Source organism: Nocardioides cremeus (assembly GCF_030518195.1).
Classification (GTDB): Bacteria; Actinomycetota; Actinomycetes; order Propionibacteriales; family Nocardioidaceae; genus Nocardioides; species Nocardioides cremeus.
Genome location: NZ_JAULSC010000014.1, coordinates 14,724 through 30,690 on the forward strand (window position 1 = coordinate 14,724; position 15,967 = coordinate 30,690).

General features: G+C 75.5%; 12 protein-coding genes. 9 read left to right on the plus strand and 3 right to left on the minus strand.

The window, feature by feature from the left end:
• The first annotated feature begins 30 nt into the window (after window positions 1–30).
• The 4 genes from hrpA (at window position 31) to QWJ41_RS13685 (ending at window position 6,673) form a co-directional block, all read left to right on the plus strand.
• On the plus strand, window positions 31–3,936 hold the full coding sequence (gene hrpA / locus QWJ41_RS13670; protein ID WP_302708967.1) for an ATP-dependent RNA helicase HrpA: 3,906 nt from the start codon (window positions 31–33) through the stop codon (window positions 3,934–3,936).
• Window positions 3,937–3,973: 37 nt separating this feature from the next.
• Window positions 3,974–4,579, plus strand: a complete 606-nt coding sequence (locus QWJ41_RS13675; RefSeq protein WP_302708968.1) for a hypothetical protein — start codon at window positions 3,974–3,976, stop codon at window positions 4,577–4,579.
• Window positions 4,580–4,742: 163 nt separating this feature from the next.
• Window positions 4,743–5,171, plus strand: a complete 429-nt coding sequence (locus QWJ41_RS13680) for a type II toxin-antitoxin system PemK/MazF family toxin (RefSeq protein ID WP_302708969.1) — start codon at window positions 4,743–4,745, stop codon at window positions 5,169–5,171.
• A gap of 104 nt (window positions 5,172–5,275) precedes the next feature.
• Window positions 5,276–6,673: an extracellular solute-binding protein gene (locus tag QWJ41_RS13685; RefSeq protein WP_302708970.1), complete on the plus strand. Its 1,398-nt coding sequence runs from the start codon at window positions 5,276–5,278 to the stop codon at window positions 6,671–6,673.
• A 53-nt stretch (window positions 6,674–6,726) separates the two neighbouring features.
• On the opposite strand, the gene QWJ41_RS13690 is transcribed toward QWJ41_RS13685, so the two are convergent.
• Both QWJ41_RS13690 and QWJ41_RS13695 read right to left on the minus strand, forming a co-directional pair.
• Window positions 6,727–8,121 (minus strand): HRDC domain-containing protein, encoded by a 1,395-nt coding sequence (locus tag QWJ41_RS13690; protein ID WP_302708971.1) that lies wholly within the window; start codon window positions 8,119–8,121, stop codon window positions 6,727–6,729.
• Window positions 8,121–8,744, minus strand: a complete 624-nt coding sequence (locus tag QWJ41_RS13695) for a DUF3000 domain-containing protein (protein WP_302708972.1) — start codon at window positions 8,742–8,744, stop codon at window positions 8,121–8,123. The genes QWJ41_RS13690 and QWJ41_RS13695 overlap by 1 nt, the downstream gene beginning before the upstream one ends.
• Before the next feature lie 71 nt (window positions 8,745–8,815).
• Between QWJ41_RS13695 and hemE the strand changes: the two genes are divergently transcribed.
• Window positions 8,816–9,886: a uroporphyrinogen decarboxylase gene (hemE, locus tag QWJ41_RS13700; protein ID WP_302708973.1), complete on the plus strand. Its 1,071-nt coding sequence runs from the start codon at window positions 8,816–8,818 to the stop codon at window positions 9,884–9,886.
• A 27-nt stretch (window positions 9,887–9,913) separates the two neighbouring features.
• Here the strand turns inward: hemE and QWJ41_RS13705 are convergent, their stop codons facing one another.
• On the minus strand, window positions 9,914–10,840 hold the full coding sequence (locus QWJ41_RS13705; RefSeq protein WP_302708974.1) for a DUF4349 domain-containing protein: 927 nt from the start codon (window positions 10,838–10,840) through the stop codon (window positions 9,914–9,916).
• A gap of 64 nt (window positions 10,841–10,904) precedes the next feature.
• On the opposite strand from QWJ41_RS13705, the gene hemG reads away from it, so the two are divergent.
• From hemG to QWJ41_RS13725, 4 genes are all read left to right on the plus strand, one after another.
• Complete coding sequence (gene hemG / locus QWJ41_RS13710; RefSeq protein ID WP_302708975.1) at window positions 10,905–12,290, plus strand: protoporphyrinogen oxidase; 1,386 nt, start codon at window positions 10,905–10,907, stop codon at window positions 12,288–12,290.
• Between the two features lie 116 nt (window positions 12,291–12,406).
• On the plus strand, window positions 12,407–13,165 hold the full coding sequence (locus QWJ41_RS13715) for a hypothetical protein (protein ID WP_302708976.1): 759 nt from the start codon (window positions 12,407–12,409) through the stop codon (window positions 13,163–13,165).
• 82 nt (window positions 13,166–13,247) lie between these two features.
• Entirely contained in the window at window positions 13,248–15,320 is a 2,073-nt protein-coding gene (locus QWJ41_RS13720; protein ID WP_302708977.1) for a sensor histidine kinase, read from the plus strand.
• The gene (locus QWJ41_RS13725) at window positions 15,317–15,967 is read left to right on the plus strand and encodes a response regulator transcription factor (protein ID WP_302708978.1); all 651 of its coding nucleotides are present in this window, start codon (window positions 15,317–15,319) and stop codon (window positions 15,965–15,967) included. The genes QWJ41_RS13720 and QWJ41_RS13725 overlap by 4 nt, the downstream gene beginning before the upstream one ends.

The window sequence follows — 15,967 nt, forward strand, 5'->3', positions numbered from 1 at the left end:
TGTGGGGGTGTTTGAGAGGATCGGCGGGTCATGGACGCGGCAGGTACGACGGCACCCGAGCCGAGCAGCAGCCCGTTCGATATCACCTACCCGCCCGAGCTGCCGGTCACCCAGCGCCGCGAGGACATCGCCGAGGCGATCCGCGACCACCAGGTCGTCGTGGTCGCCGGCGAGACCGGGTCGGGCAAGACCACCCAGCTGCCGAAGATCTGCCTCGAGCTGGGCCGTGGGCGCTCGACCGAGCACACCGCCCGCGACGGGAAGACGCGGCGGCGCGGCGGCCTGATCGGGCACACCCAGCCCCGCCGGATCGCGGCGCGCTCGGTCGCCGAGCGGATCGCCGACGAGCTCGGCCGGCCGCTGGGCGAGGAGTCGGTGGTCGGCTACCAGGTGCGCTTCACCGACCGCACCTCGCGCTCCACCCGGGTCAAGCTGATGACCGACGGCATCCTGCTCGCCGAGCTGCAGCGCGACCGGATGCTGTGGAAGTACGACACGATCATCATCGACGAGGCCCACGAGCGCTCGCTCAACATCGACTTCCTGCTCGGCTACCTCAAGCGGCTGCTGCCGCGCCGGCCCGACCTCAAGCTGGTCATCACCTCGGCCACCATCGACGTCGAGCGCTTCGCCGCCCACTTCGCCGACCGCGACGGCAACCCCGCCCCGGTCGTCGAGGTCTCGGGTCGCACCTACCCCGTCGAGGTCCGCTACCGCCCGCTCCTCGATCTCGGCGAGGACGACGACGAGGGCGAGCCGGTGCAGCGCGACCAGACCGAGGCGATCGTCGACGCGGTGCGCGAGCTCAGCGCCGAGGGGCCCGGCGACGTGCTGGTCTTCCTGCCCGGCGAGCGCGAGATCCGCGACACCGCCGACGCCCTGGCCGAGCTGACGACCTCCACCCGCGGCGGCGGCACCGAGGTGGTGCCGCTCTACTCGCGGCTCTCCGCCGCCGAGCAGCACCGGGTCTTCTCCTCCCACACCGGGCGGCGCATCGTGCTGGCCACCAACGTCGCCGAGACGTCGCTGACCGTGCCGGGCATCCGGTACGTCGTCGACACCGGCGTCGCGCGGATCTCGCGCTACTCCGCGCGCACCAAGGTCCAACGGCTGCCGATCGAGCCGATCAGCCAGGCCTCGGCCAACCAGCGCTCGGGGCGCTGCGGCCGCGTGGCGGCCGGCATCGCGATCCGGCTCTACTCCGAGGAGGACTTCGGCGGCCGCCCCGAGTTCACCGACCCCGAGATCCTGCGCACCAACCTGGCCAGCGTCATCCTGCAGATGACCAGCCTGGGCCTCGGCGACGTCGCCGGCTTCCCGTTCGTCGAGCCGCCCGACCGTCGCAACGTCGCCTCCGGCGTGCAGCTGCTCGAGGAGCTCGGCGCCCTGCAGGTGGGCGGCGGGAAGGAGCCGCGGCTGACCCGGCTGGGCCAGCGGCTGGCCCGGATGCCCCTCGACCCGCGGCTGGGCCGGATGGTGCTCGAGGCCGAGCGCCTGGGCTGCCTGCGCGACGTGCTGGTCATCACCGCCGCGCTGAGCCTGCAGGACCCCCGGGAGCGACCCGCCGAGCAGCGCGCCCAGGCCGACCAGCAGCACGCGCGCTTCAACGCCGAGGAGTCCGACTTCCTGACCTGGCTGAACCTGTGGCGCTACGTCAAGGAGCAGCAGAAGGAGCTCAGCTCGAGCGCCTTCCGGCGGATGTGCAAGCGCGAGTACCTCAACTACCTGCGGGTGCGGGAGTGGCAGGACTTCGAGTCCCAGCTGCGCCAGGTCTGCAAGGAGATGGGTCTCGACCTGGGTGCAGCCGGCTCGTCGGGCGGGGCGGCGTACGACGCCGACGGCATCCACCAGGCCCTGCTCTCGGGGCTGCTCAGCCAGATCGGGCTGCTGGAGGAGCGCGAGAAGCCCTCGCCGGGCGCGAAGCAGGCCAAGGGCCGCCGCCCGATGCGCGAGTACCAGGGCGCCCGCGGCGCCCGGTTCGCGATCTTTCCCGGCAGCACGCTGTCACGGAAGAACGCGGCGTACGTGATGGCCGGCGAGCTCGTCGAGACCAGTCGGCTCTGGGCGCGCCAGGTCGCGGCCATCGACCCCGCGTGGGCCGAGCGGCTCGGTGGCGACCTGGTCAAGCGCACCTGGTCGGAGCCGCACTGGAGCACCAAGCGCGCCGCGGTGATGGCCTACGAGCGCGCCACCCTGTACGGCGTCCCGCTGGTCGCCGACCGGCTCGTCTCCTACGGCAAGGTCGACCGCGAGGTCGCGCGCGAGCTGTTCATCCGCCACGCGCTGGTGCAGGGGGAGTGGCGCACCAACCAGAAGTTCCTCGAGCGCAACCGCGCCCGCCTCGACGAGGCCGCCGAGCTCGAGCACCGGGCGCGCCGCCGCGACATCGTCGTCGACGAGGAGACCCTCTTCGACTTCTACGACGCCCGGGTCGGCCCCGAGGTCGTCAGCGGCGCCCACTTCGACCAGTGGTGGAAGAAGGAGCGCCAGCGCAACGGGCGCCTCCTCGACTTCGACCCCTCGATGCTGACCCACGACACCGCCGAGGAGGTCCGCGCCGACGACTACCCCGAGCAGTGGGAGGGCGAGGGGCTGACCTTCTCGATCGCCTACCACTTCGAGCCGGGCGCCGCCGACGACGGCCTGACCATCGACGTGCCGGTCGCCACCCTCAACCGGGTCGCCGCCGACGACTTCTCCTGGAACGTGCCAGGCCTGCGCGAGGAGCTCGTGACCAGCCTGATCCGCAGCCTGCCCAAGAACCTGCGGGTCAGCTTCGTGCCCGCCCCCGACCGGGCCCGCGACTTCCTGCGCGAGACGCCGCCGGGCGAGGAGCCGCTGCTCGACGCGCTCGAGCGCTGGTGCCGCGCGACCGCCGGCGTCGTGGTGCCGCGCGAGGCGTGGGACTGGGCCAAGGTGCCCGAGCACCTGCGCCCCACCTACCGCGTCGTCGACGACCACGGCCGCGAGCAGGCCCGCGGCAAGGACCTGGAGGCCCTGAAGGCGCCGCTGCGCGGTCAGTTCACCCAGGCGCTCGCCGACGTGGCCACCGACTCCGGCCTGGCCCGCACCGGCGAGACCACCTGGGTCTTCGGCGACCTCGAGGCCTCCTTCACCCAGAAGCGCGCCGGCCACGAGGTCACCGCCTTCCCCGGGCTCGTCGACGAGGGCGCCACCGTGGGCCTGCAGGTCGCCGGATCGGAGGACGAGCGCGACGCCCGGCACCGGCTCGGGGTGCGCCGCCTGCTGCTGCTCGACCTCGACCGCGGCGGCGACGCCTCGGTCAAGCGGGTGCTCGACAGCCTCGACAACGCCCAGAAGCTCGGTCTCGCGGGCTCGCCCTACGCCTCGGTGGGCGAGCTGCTCGAGGACTGCCGGGCCGCGGTCGTGCAGGACGCCGTCGACGCGCGGCCCGCGGTGCGCACCCGGGCGGCGTACGACGCGCTGCTGGGCGTGGTGGGCTCCGACCTGGAGGCCCGGCTGCGCGGCGTGCTGGCCGACGTGGTGCGGGTGCTCGAGGGGTGGCGCCGGGCCGAGAAGGCGCTGTCGGGGCGCGCGGAGATGATGGTGCTCCCGGCGCTGACCGACATGCGCGCCCAGCTCGAGCGGCTGGTGCACCGCGGCTTCGTGGCGCAGGCCGGGCCGGCGCGGCTGCGCCGCTACCCGACCTACCTCGCCGCGCTGCTGGCCCGGCGCGAGAAGCTCGACGGAGGGCACCTGGCGGTCAGCCAGGACCGGCGGCTGATGGACACGGTGGCCGAGCTGCAGGAGTCCTACCTGCACCGTCTGGCCGCGCTGCCCGAGGGCCGGCCGCCGGGCGAGGCGCTGCGCCGCGTGCGCTGGATGCTGGAGGAGTACCGGGTCTCGCTGTGGGCCCAGCAGCTCGGCACCGACGGGCCGGTCTCCGACCAGCGGATTCGCAAGGTGCTGGGCTGAGCCCGCCCCCGGCCACCTCCGGCGTAGCGTGGAGCGGGTGAGCAGCGAGCAGCCACGACCCCACCACCGCCCGATGCAGATGACCAGCGCCTTCTTCGACGACGTCGAGGGCGGGGTCGATCCCGCCCTGGTCACCGAGGCCGCCGACCGCGCCGCCCAGCTGCTGGTGCGCGGGGCCCGCGAGAGCGACGACGAGGCGGTCGCCGAGCGGCTGCTGCACCTGGCCGACACCGAGGGCATCGAGGCCGTCGCCGAGGTCTGGGCGGGCTCGCCGGCAGACTCGCTGGCCGGCTGCCTGTGGCGGCTCTACCTGCTGCGTGCCTGGGTGCACGCCGAGCCGGTGCGCGCCGCGGGGGAGTTCGAGGAGGGCCGCACCCGGGCACCCGTCGCCCGGGTGGTCGCCGGGGTCGCGGAGCCACCGGGCCCCGAGGAGCTCAAGGCGATGGTCGACGAGGTGCTGCGCGGCATCGCGAGCGGTGACTTCGCCGACGTGCTCTTCCGCGGCGCCGCCTTCGCGCGCGTCGTCGCCGCCGGTCGGGCGGGGCGCGCCGACAGCGTCCACGACGACGTACGCCGCATGCTCGCGGTGGCCGAGCAGCTCGAGGCCGCGGGCCACGCCGAGCTGGCCGGGCGCCTGGCGTGAGCGCCGACACGCGCCTGTGCAGACCGGACTTGAGTCGTGCGGCTGAGCGTTTATGCTGGATGACGGTGCGCCGGACCGCGGCAGCCCCGGGTCCCACATATAGCCGCTACGAGCGGCCACGCGCCGTGAGGCGCTCCCGGTCCGGCGTACCATCACAGGCCTCATGAGCTTCCTGCCGCGCGCCTTCTCGTCCGTCCGCCGGCGCAGGCCGCGCGTCTCCTACCGTCCCCTGAGTGACGGTCGCCCCGACCCGGGCGAGGTCGTGTGGGCGTGGGTGCCCTACGAGGAGGACGCCTCGCAGGGCAAGGACCGCCCCGTGCTGCTGGTGGCCGCCGACCGCACCCACGTCTACGGGTTGATGCTCACCAGCCAGGACCACGACCGCGACGCGGCCGACGAGGCCCGCTGGGGCCGGCACTGGATGGACGTCGGCTCGGGCGGCTGGGACCGCGAGCGGCGCCCCAGCGAGGTCCGGCTCGACCGGCTGCTGCGCCTGGACCCCGCCGACGTGCGCCGCGAGGGCGCAGCGCTGGACCGCCCGGTCTTCGACGCGGTCGTCGCGCAGGCCCGCCGCTTCCACCGGCTGGGGTGAGGGAGAGGCCGCTCACGTTGCGCGATCGTGACCGTGCTCGGCCCCCGGCCACCGGGCCGCGCTGGATAGGGTGGCGCGGCAGATCCCCGACGGACGAGGTGGCAGTGAAGAGCAAGCGCAGGCAGGCCCGACGGGGCGTGGCCACGACCGTCGCGCTCCTGGCCCTCGGTCTCGTCGCGACCGCGTGCGACAGCGACGCCGGCAGCGAGCAGCCGCTGCCCGGTCCCGAGCCGGTGCCGGCACCGCAGGCCAAGACCGAGCTGACCCTGGGCGTGTGGGGCAAGCAGGAGGAGGTCGCGGGCTACCAGCGGGTCGTCGAGGAGTACAACGAGACCTCCACCACCAGCACCGTGACCCTGGAGACCTGGCCCGACCGCGACGCGCTCGACGACGCCCTGCGTGCCGGCGAGGCCAGCCCCGACGTCTACCTCGCCTCGCGGCGCGACCTGACGTTCCTGCGTGAGGAGGGCTACGCGACGCCGGTCGACGAGCTGCTCGACGAGCGCTCGGTCGAGTTCGGCGACGGCTACTCGCGTGACGCCCTCGAGGCCTTCTCCGCCGACACCCGGCTGCAGTGCATGCCCTTCGGCGTCTCGCCGATGGTGATCTACCGCAACACCGACCTCGTCGACTTCGAGCGGATGGCCGAGCTCGAGTTCGACACGCCCTCGCCCGGGTCGAGCCGCTTCACCTTCGACGAGTTCGCGGCCGCGGCCGAGTTCGCCACCAAGCCGCGCCGCCGCAGCAAGGGCGTCTACATCGAGCCGTCGCTGCGCGGCCTGGCGCCCTTCGTCTACTCCGGCGGCGGCGAGATCTTCGACGACGGCGACACGCCTACCTCGCTGGCGCTGTCGAGCGACGAGTCGCGCGACGCCCTGGAGCGCACCCTCCAGCTGCTGCGCCGCCCCAGCCTGACCCTGACCCAGGAACAGCTCGACAAGGCCACGCCCCAGGAGTGGTTCGAGCGCGGCCGCCTGGGCATGATCGCCGGCTACCGCGACCTGGTGCCCGAGCTGCGCGACGTCGAGGGCCTGGAGTTCGACGTGCTGCCGATGCCGACCCTCGACTCCCCGGCGACCATCGGCGACCTGACCGGGCTGTGCCTCAACCCGGCCACCGAGTCGATCAACGACGCCGCCGACCTGCTGGTGCACATGATCTCCGACGAGGTCGTCGGCGAGCTGACCCGCACCGGCTACCTGGTGCCGGCCAACCAGCAGGTGGCCCTGACCGAGGACTTCGCCCAGCCCGCCCTGCAGCCCGATCGCGCCGACGTCTTCACCTCGGCCGTGCGCTCGATGCGGGTGCCGCCGCTGCTCGACACCTGGACCCAGCTGCAGCGCCTGGTCGACGGCCCGATCGCCGAGCTGGTCACCGCCCCCGGTGTGCTCGACCTCGAGACCGCCACCACGCTGATCGACGAGGTCTCGCGCGAGGTGCTGGCGCCCGAGGCCGAGGAGAGCGAGGACCCCGACGCCGAGGAGACCGACGGCGAGGGATAGTCCCTGACCCTGCTCACCGCGACACGCGGGTGGGCGGTGTGGAACGTCGGGGACTATCCGCCCCCGGGCTCGACCGCATCGGGCTGGTCCGGATCGGCAGGGTCGGCCGGGGGCTCCGGTTCGGGCTCGACGTCGGCACGCAGCACGGCGTCGACGACCACCGGGCCGACGAGGGCGACCTGCCAGGGGCGTGCGCCCATCGCGGCGAGCGCCTCGGCGACGGCCTCGGCCAGCTCCTGCGGCTCGCGGGTCGCGGGCGGCGCCCAGAGCACGCGACGCAGCGAGTCGGGGGTCAGCAGGTTCTCCAGCGGCATGCCGTGCTCCTCGGCCAGCGCGCTCATCGCCTCGCGGGCCAGCACCAGGCGGCGGGCCGCGACCGGGTCGCGGTCGGCCCAGGCGCGCGGGGGAGGGGGACCGTCGGTGCGCGGGGTGCGGGCCGGCAGGTCGGCCTCGGGCATCTCCGCGACCTCGCGCAGCACGGCGGCGAAGCGCGCCGAGTAGCGGTCGGCACCCCGGCCGTGGAAACCCTTGAGCGCCATCAGCGTCGCCCGGTCGGTCGGCAGGGTGGGGGCGGTCGCGGCGGCGGTCAGCGCCGAGTCGGGCACGATCCGGCCCGGGGTCACGTCGCGCTGCTCGGCGATCTCGTCGCGCAGCTCCCACATCGCCTTGACCGCGCCGAGGGCCCGGCGACCGCGGACCTTGTGCAGGCCCGACGTACGACGCCAGGCGTCGACGCGCACCGGCTGCTCGAAGCTGCGCAGGGCGTCGAACTCCTGGCGGGCCCACTCGTCCTTGCCGGTGGCGACCAGCTCGGCCGCGATCAGGTCGCGCAGCTCGACGAGGACCTCGACGTCGAGGGCGGCGTACTCGAGCCAGGGCCGCGGGAGCGGGCGGGTCGACCAGTCGACCGCGGAGTGCTCCTTCTTCATCCGGCGCCCGATGAGCGTCTCGACCAGGGTGGCCAGGCCGACGCGGGGGTAGCCCAGCAGCCGGCCCGCCAGCTCGGTGTCGAAGAGCTCGGTGGGCCACAGGCCCTCGGCGCGCAGGCAGGGCAGGTCCTGGGTGGCGGCGTGCAGGATCCACTCGGACTCGCCGATGGCCTCCTGCAGCGGCGCCAGGCCGTCGAAGGCGATCGGGTCGAGCAGGTGGGTGCCCGAGCCCTCGCGGCGCAGCTGGATCAGGTAGGCCCGGTTGGAGTAGCGGTAGCCCGAGGCCCGCTCGGCGTCGATGGCCACCGGGCCCTCGCCGCCGGCGATCGCCTCGCACAGCGCGGCCAGCCCGGCCTCGGTGTCGACGACCTCGCCCAGGCCGTCGCGCAGGGTCAGCAGCGGGGCCGGCTCGACCTCGGGCTCGGCCGGCTCGGCCGACCGGGTGGTGTCGGGGGTGTCGGGGGTGTCGGTGGGGTCGGTCGAGCCGGTGGGCTCGACCTCCTCGGAGCGGGTCGCCATCAGCGCGCGCCGCGCTGCCCGCGCCGGCTCGGGAGCACCGCGACCCCGTCGGGGACCGGCTCGAGGCCGGCGGCGGTGCACAGCAGCTCGCCCCAGGCCTCGACGTGCGGCGCGGTGTCGGGCACCCCGTCGTCGCCGACGACCGGGGTCCACGAGGCACGGACCTCGATCTGGGCGGTGCCGCCCTCGTCGGCCATCGAGCCGAAGGACTCGGTGGCCACCCGGGTGACGGTGCCGGACTGGTGCGAGTACGCCGCGCCGTGCGCCTCGAGCGCGTCGGTGAGCCAGCTCCACCCCACGCCGGCCAGCAGCGGGTCGCTGACCAGGTCGACCTCGATCTCGGCGCGGGCGTAGGCCACGCAGCGGAAGGTGCCGCCCCAGGCGTCGTTGCCCTCGGGGTCGTGGAGCAGGATGATCCGCCCGGTCGCCACGTCGGTGTCGTCGACGGTCACGTCGGCGCTCAGCGCGGAGGACCACGGCGCGATGCGCTGCGGCGCCGGCATCTCCTCGCAGAGCACCTCGGGTCGCAGACGTGCCGTGCGCAGCCCGGCGACGGCCGCGGTGAACTCGGCGGGGGCAGCGGGCACCCCGGCGCCGGGGTGCGTCTCCTGGCGGACGACCATGCCCCCCAGCGTAGGCGTGGGGGCGTCGAACCGATGTGCGAACACGCCGTGGCACCTGCGACCCTTGCCCTGTGAGCACCGCCGCAGCCGACCCGTCCGGCCCGACCAGCCCCGCCCACGACAGTGCGTTCCTGCGGGCCGCCCGCGGCCAGGACGTGCCCCACACGCCCGTGTGGTTCATGCGCCAGGCCGGTCGCTCGCTGCCCGAGTACCTGCGCGTGCGCGAGGGCGTCGCGATGCTCGACGCCTGCATGGACCCCGAGATGGTCGTCGAGATCACCATGCAGCCGGTGCGCCGCTACGGCGTCGACGCCGCCATCTTCTTCTCCGACATCGTGCTGCCGCTCAAGGCCGTCGGCGTCGACCTCGACATCGTGCCCGGCGTGGGCCCCGTGGTTGCCGAGCCGGTGCGCACCCTCGCCGACGTCGAGCGGATCCCCGAGCTGACCCCCGAGCACGTCGGCTTCATCACCGAGGCGGTGCGCGGCCTGGTCGGCGAGCTCGGCTCGACCCCGCTGATCGGCTTCGCCGGTGCCCCCTTCACCGTGGCCTCCTACCTGGTCGAGGGCGGGCCCTCGAAGGAGCACGCCAAGACCAAGGCGATGATGTTCGGCGCCCCCGAGGTCTGGGACGCGCTGATGCGCAAGATCGGCCGGATGGCCGCCTCCTACCTCGAGGTGCAGGTCGCGGCGGGCGCCTCGGCCGTGCAGCTCTTCGACTCCTGGGCCGGGGCGCTGACCCCCGCCGACTACGCCGAGCACGTCGCACCGCACTCCACCGCGGTCCTCGAGCGCGCGGGCGCCCTGGGCGTGCCGCGCATCCACTTCGGGGTCGGCACCGCCAACCTCCTCGACCTGATGGGCGAGGCCGGCGCCGACGTCGTCGGCGTCGACTGGCGCACCCCGCTGGAGCGCGCGATCCCGCTGGTCGGCGACCGCGCGGTGCAGGGCAACCTCGACCCCACCCTGGTCTTCGCGCCCACCGACGTGATGACCGCACGGGCCGCCCAGGTCATCGAGGCCGGCCGCGCCGCCCGCGGGCACATCTTCAACCTGGGCCACGGCGTCATCCCCGCCACCGACCCCGACCAGCTGGCGCGGCTGACCGAGTTCGTGCAGGGCTACCCGCTCGAGCCCCGCTGACCCTGCCGACCCGGCTGAGCCTGCTGGTCAGGCGGCCGCGCGGCGGCGGCGTACGACGGGACGCAGCAGCAGCCAGGCCGGCGCCCCGAGCAGCAGCCCGAGCACCAGGAAGGGCAGCACCGCACCGGTGACGGTGGCCAGGCCCAGCAGCACCGTGGTCAGGCCGTCCCAGCCGGCCCGCAGCCCGGAGAGGAAGCCGGCCTCGGCGGGCTCGGGATCGGTGCGCGCGGCGTCGGCGCGCTCGACGTGCACGGTGATCGTCGACATCGACGTCTGGTCGGCCAGGTAGGCCTGCTGGCGCAGCAGCGAGTTGAGCCGCTCCTGGCGCTGGGTCAGCTGCTGCTCGACGGCGACCACGTCGCGGATCGAGCCGGCGCGCTGCAGCAGCTCCTCGATGCGGGCGATGCTCGCGCGCTGCACCCGGATGCGCACCCGGGTGTCGACGACCTGCGTGGTGACGTCCTCGCTGGTCGAGGTGGAGGCCTCGAGGTCGGCGACCTTCTCGAGCTCGTCCATGGCCTCGGTGAACTCCGCGCTGGGCACCCGCAGCACCAGGCGGGCGTCGCGCACCTCGCCCTCCTGGTCGGTGCGGGTCTCGCTGTCGGTGACCTGCCCGCGGTAGCGGTCGGCGACCTTCTGCACGTCGAAGCGGGTGTCGGCGACGTCGTCGCTGCGCAGGGAGACGGTGCCGGTGGAGATGAGTGCCGGCTGCTGGGCCGCGACCGCGTCGACGTCCCCCGAGCCGGCGACGGACTCGTCGGTCGAGCCGCCCGCCGAGGAGAAGGCGTTGCGCCCCGCGCGGTCCTCGACGGCGCCGGAGTCGGCGCCCGACATGGGCGCCGCCTCGCCGGAGGAGGAGTCGGACCCGCCGTCGGCACCCGAGCAGGCGCTCAGCGTGGTGAGCAGGGCGAGGCAGCTGCCGGCGAGCAGCAGGCGGGGCGAGGTGGCGGTCATGGGGGTGGGACGCCGCCCGCGACCGCCCGGTTCCCGGGCCGGGCGCGCGTGCCAGCATGGGGGCGTGCACAGGGACGTCGTGGTCGTCGGGGGCGGGATCGCCGGGCTGGCGGCCGCCCACGAGCTGGCCCTGGCCGGGCGCGACGTGCTGCTGCTCGAGGGATCGCCCGAGACCGGCGGCAAGCTGCGGGTGCGCGAGGTCGCCGGTGTGGGCGTCGACGTGGGCGCCGAGGCGATGCTCAACCGTCGCCCCGAGGGCGTCGACCTGGCCCGCGCGGTCGGTCTCGACGTCGAGCACCCCGCCGTGGTCTCGTCGCGGATCTGGACCGGCGGCGCGCTGCGGCCGCTGCCGCGCTCGCTGATGGGCGTGCCGCTCGACCTCGACCAGCTCGAGGCCTCGGGCGTCCTCGACGACGACGCGCTGGCCCGGGTGCGCGCCGAGCCGTCGCTGCCGCCCACCGACGTCGGCGACGACCTCAGCGTCGGCGACCTCGTCGACGCCCGGCTGGGCCCCGCCGTCACCGACCTGCTCGTCGAGCCGCTGCTGGGCGGCGTGTACGCCGGTCGCGCCCGGCGGATCTCCGCGCGAGCGGCCGTGCCCCAGCTGGTGGCGATGGCCGAGCGGGGCTCGCTGGTCGAGCAGGGCGCGGCGATGGCGCCCGCGGGTGCGACGTACGCCGCCCCGGTCTTCGCGAGCATCGCCGGCGGCATGGGCCGGCTGCCCGGCGTGCTGGTCGAGGCCGTGCGTGCGGCCGGCGGCGAGGTGCGCACCGGCGCGACCGTGCGCGTGCTGGCCCGCGAGGGCGCCGGCTTCCGGCTGACGGTCGGGCCGACGACCGCGCGCGAGAGCATCACCGCCGACGCCGTCGTGCTGGCCACCCCGGCCGCCGCGACCGCGCGCCTGCTGGGCGAGGTGGCCCCCGCTGCGGCCGACGCGCTGGCCCGCGTCGAGGCCGCTTCCGTCGGGGTCGTCACGCTGGCCTTCGCCGTCGACGACGTGCCCGAGATGGTCGCCGGCGGCTCGTCGGGGTTCCTGGTGCCGCCGGTGGAGGGCCGCGCGATCAAGGCCTCGACCTTCTCGTGCACCAAGTGGGCGTGGGTGGGCGAGGCGGGCGCCGCGCAGGGCGTCGTGCACCTGCGCACCTCGATCGGCCGGCACGGCGACGAGGCCTCCCTGCAGGCCACCGACGAGCGGCTCGTCGAGCTCTCGCTGGCCGACCTGCGCGACGCCGTCGGGCTGCGGGCGCGCCCCGTCGACACGCACGTGCAGCGGTGGGGCGGCGGGCTGCCGCAGTACGCCGTGGGCCACCTCGCGCTGGTCGCGCGGGTCCGCGAGGCCGTGGCCGCGGTGCCGGGGCTCGCGGTCTGCGGCGCGGCGTACGACGGCGTGGGGATCCCCGCCGTGGTCGGCTCGGCCAGCCTGGCGGTCCGCGAGGTCCTCGGGCGCTGAGCCGGCCCCGCGGCACCCGGTCCAGGGACCAGGTCTGCCCTGTTGTCCCTGTCGGCCGGGACATCCGGCCCCGCACGCTCGGCTCCTCAGCAGAGGACCGACCGAGAGGACCAGGCATGACCGCCACCACCAGCAACCCCGCCCGCACCGACCGCACCGACCGCCTCGACCGCACCGACCGCCTCGGCCGGGGGAGCCTCCCGCGACCCGGCGCCGCGGCGCCACCGCTCCCGAGGGCCTGGGCCCTGACCGGTGTCGCAGGGGCGATCGCCGGTGCCGGCGCCGTCGTCGCCTCCAGCCTGGTGGCGGCGGTCTACGACCCCGCCCTGGCCGGCGACCCGGAGCGGATCGCGGAGGCGGTCGGCGACAGGGCGCCGGTCATCGTCGCCTTCCACGTCCTGGGCGTGCTGGGCGCCGTGGCGACCATCGTGTTCGCCGCCGGCCTGCACCGTCGGCTGCTCGCCCGCCCGGGCGCCGGGCTGGCGCCCTCCGTGGCCGCCGCCGGCCTGCTCGGCACCGCCGTGGTGACCATCCTGGGCACCGGCCTGGACACCGAGTTCCTCTTCGCCTCGCAGGCCGGCGACGCCGCCGCCGACCCGCACGCGGTGGTCTTCTACAACCACTGGATCGGCACCGTCCCGTGGTGCTGGGTGCTCGCCGGTCTCGCCGGGGTCGCCGTGTGGCGCGCCGCCCGGGCCGGGGTCGTGCCGACCTGGATCGGCCGCGTCGGCCTGGTGCTCGGCGGGCTGACGCTGCTGCTCGGCATCTCGCCGCTGCAGTACATGGCCGGGATGACCGGCCCGGTCTGGCTGCTGGTCACGGCGGCCGGCTTCGCGGTCGGCGACCGGGCCCACCGCCACGGTGCCGACGCCTGAGCGGAGCAGTCGCGTGCCGCTCGACGACGCCGGCCGGGGAAATCAGTTCCCCGGCCGGCGTCGGCGCGCCCACAATGAGGCCGTGCTCGTGGCCGGCCGCCGACCTGCTCGCACGCCCGTCGGACGTCTCGTCTCCGGCCCGGGCGTGCCGCTGCTGTGCGCCGTGGCGCTGGTGGCCAGCATCGCGGTCGACGCCCGAGGACAGGCCGGGTCGCTGGGCGACCGGCTCACCGAGGGCCCCGGCTGGCCGTGGACCCTCAGCGGGCTGCTGATCGCCTCGCTCGCCGCCGTCGTCACCTCGCGCGATCCGCGCTCGCGCTTCGGGTGGGCGCTCGCCGGGTTCGGGGTCTTCTGGGCGGTCGACGGGCTGGCGCAGTCGTGGCTGTACGCCGGTGTCACCGGGTCGTCGGCCTGGCCGGGCAGCACGGCCGCGCTGTGGTTCTGGGGCCGGGTCGGCTCGCTGCTGCCGGTGGTCGCGGCCGTGCTGATCCTGGTCTTCCCCACCGGTCGCCTCCTGCCGGGTGGGTGGGGCCGTGCGTCGAGGGCGGCGCTGGCACTGATGTCGGGTGCCGTGCTGGTCTTCCTGCTCGCCCCCGCCCCGGTGCCGGGCGTGCTGCCCGAGGGGCTCGACCCCGACCCGCTGTCGGTGGGCTGGCTCCCCGGCGCGACGCTCCCGGTCGCCCGCGCCGTCACGGTGCTCGCCTTCGCCGTGCCCGTCGCCAGCGTCGTGGTGCGCTACCGCCGGTCGGAGGGCGTCGAGCGCGACCGGGTGCGGTGGCTGCTGTGGAGCGTGCTGGTGATGGTGCTGGCCATCGTCGCGGGAGCCTTCTACGACGGGCCCGGCGACGACCTGGCCACCAGCTTCGCGGTGATGGTGCTGCCGGCGGCGGCGATGGTCGTCGCGGTCGTGGAGCCCGAGCTGGTGCCGGTGCGCGACCTGCTGGCCCGCACCCTGGCCTGGGGCGCCCTGGGGCTGCTCGTCCTGGCCGTCGACCTGGTCGCCGTGGGCCTGCTCGACGCGCTGCTGACCAGGTGGGGCGGCGACGGGCTCTCCCAGCGCGAGGTGGTGGCCCTGGTGCTGCTGGTCTCGGCACTCGTGCACGTGCCGCTGCGTGCGCGGGTCTGGGCCTGGGCGCGCCGGCTGACCTTCGGCGAGCGGGCGGCGCCGTACGACGTGGTGGCCAGGCTGGCCGCCCGCCTCGAGCACACCGACGACGCCGCGGGCCAGCTGGGCGAGGTGGCGGGGGCCGTGGCGGCGGCGTTCGGGGTCTCGTTCGTGCGCGTCGAGGTCGAGCGGGGCGGCGGGGAGACGCTGGCGGTCAGCCATGGCCACGAGCCCGCGCAGGTGCGGGCGCTGGCGATCACCGACCGCGACCGCGAGGTCGGCCGGCTGCTGCTGCCGGCCCGGGGGATGCGCAGCCGGCTCTCGCTGCGCGATGAGCGGCTGCTGGGCGACCTGGTCCGCCAGGCCGCCCTGGCGGTGCGCACCTCGCGGCTGGCCGAGGAGCTGCAGGAGAGCCGCGAGCGCCTGGTGGTCTCGCGCGAGGAGGAGCGTCGTCGCCTGCGCCGCGACCTGCACGACGGCCTCGGCCCGGCCCTGGGCGGTGTGGTCTTCCGGCTCGAGTCGGCGCGGCTGCAGGTCGACGCCGACCCGGCCGCGGCCCGCGCGACCCTGCAGGACACCGCGGTGATGGTCCAGGACGTCGTCGCCGACGTACGCCGCCTGGTGCACGACCTGCGCCCGCCCGCGCTCGACGACCGGGGGCTGGTCGGCGCGCTGCGCCAGCTCGCCGAGCGGACCGGCCCCGCGGTGGCGGTGCGCGCCGGCGACCTGCCGGAGCTGCCGGCGGCGGTCGAGGTCGCGGCGTACCGGATCGCGGCGGAGGCGCTGGCCAACGTGGCGCGCCACGCCGGGGCCACGCGTGCCGAGGTGCGGCTGGCCTGCGAGAAAGGCGGCCTGCTGGTCGAGGTGGCCGACGACGGCGCCGGGGTGCCGGCGGACGCGGAGGCGGGGGTGGGGCTGCTGTCGCTGCGCGAGCGCGCCGACGAGCTCGGCGGGCGCACGGAGGTGCTGTGCCCGGGCCTCGACGGCGCGGGCACGCTGGTGCGCGCGTGGCTGCCGGTGGGCGGTGCGGGCGCGGTGAGGGCGGGATGAGCGGCCTGCGGGTCGTGGTCGTCGACGACCACCGGATCGTGCGCGAGGGGCTGGTCTCGCTGCTGGGCGCGCTCGAGGGCATCGAGGTCGTCGGGGAGGCCGCCGACGGGCGCGAGGCGCTGCACGTGGTGGGTGAGGTGCTGCCCGACGTGGTGGTGATGGACATCCAGATGCCGGGCCTCGACGGCATCGAGGCCACCCGCTTCCTGGCCGGGCGGCACCCCGAGGTGCGGGTCGTGATGCTGACGATGACCGAGGACGACGACACCGTGGTCAGCGCGATCCGGGCCGGGGCCTCGGGCTACCTGCTCAAGGGCGCCGGCGCCGACGAGGTGCTGCACGCGGTGCGCTCGGCGGCCACTGGCGGGATGGTCTTCGGCGCCTCCGTGGCCGCCCGGGTCGCCGAGCTGTTCGCCGGGGCCTCGCGGCCGGCCGCGGCCCCGGCCTTCCCGCAGCTGAGCGAGCGCGAGCACCGGGTGCTCGACCTGCTGGCCGCCGGTCGCAGCAACGACCAGATCGCCGCCGAGCTGTTCGTCTCGGGCAAGACCGTGCGCAACACCGTCTCGTCGGTCTACGCCAAGCTGCACGCCCCCGACCGGGCCGCCGCGATCATCCTGGCGCGCGAGGCGGGGCTGGGGCGCGGCTGA

Excerpts from the sequence above, each read along its gene's own strand:
- hrpA (WP_302708967.1), top strand. The coding sequence starts at position 31 with ATGGACGCGGCAGGTACGACGGCACCCGAGCCGAGCAGCAGCCCGTTC.
- QWJ41_RS13680 (WP_302708969.1), top strand. The coding sequence starts at position 4,743 with ATGAGCTTCCTGCCGCGCGCCTTCTCGTCCGTCCGCCGGCGCAGGCCG.
- QWJ41_RS13690 (WP_302708971.1), bottom strand. The coding sequence starts at position 8,121 with ATGGCGACCCGCTCCGAGGAGGTCGAGCCCACCGGCTCGACCGACCCC.
- QWJ41_RS13695 (WP_302708972.1), bottom strand. The coding sequence starts at position 8,744 with ATGGTCGTCCGCCAGGAGACGCACCCCGGCGCCGGGGTGCCCGCTGCC.
- QWJ41_RS13705 (WP_302708974.1), bottom strand. The coding sequence starts at position 10,840 with ATGACCGCCACCTCGCCCCGCCTGCTGCTCGCCGGCAGCTGCCTCGCC.
- QWJ41_RS13715 (WP_302708976.1), top strand. The coding sequence starts at position 12,407 with ATGACCGCCACCACCAGCAACCCCGCCCGCACCGACCGCACCGACCGC.
- QWJ41_RS13725 (WP_302708978.1), top strand. The coding sequence starts at position 15,317 with ATGAGCGGCCTGCGGGTCGTGGTCGTCGACGACCACCGGATCGTGCGC.